Genomic DNA, 240 nt, shown 5'->3' with positions numbered 1-240 from the left:
AGTTTAAATCGAGCTTTCTAGGGCATATTGACTTGGGAGTTAGGGGGTGGTCAAGTTACGACGTAAACGAAGATAATTTCTCCAAAATATTTGACTTAAAAGAAATCCTGGATAATTCGCAAGGCGGAGAAAGCTTTAAGCAGGCTTGGAATAAGGACTTTAGTTGGCTCGAGTTAAACGATAATATTTCATTTCAGCTTAGAAGAAAAGCAATTAAAAATTAAAATAATTCAATTATCC

The 240-nt window shown here is 34.6% G+C and carries 1 pseudogene; it reads left to right on the top strand.

What is annotated here, in order from left to right:
* Positions 1–224 (top strand): annotated as a pseudogene (locus AAEY62_RS24455) (hypothetical protein); the annotation flags it as partial.
* Positions 225–240 lie beyond the last annotated feature (16 nt).

This window comes from Pseudoalteromonas sp. GW168-MNA-CIBAN-0100, assembly GCF_040309225.1.
GTDB classification, from domain to species: Bacteria; Pseudomonadota; Gammaproteobacteria; order Enterobacterales; family Alteromonadaceae; genus Pseudoalteromonas; species Pseudoalteromonas arctica.
The sequence above is the reverse complement of the archived record's forward strand: the minus strand, read 5'-3'. Positions and strand labels throughout refer to the sequence as shown.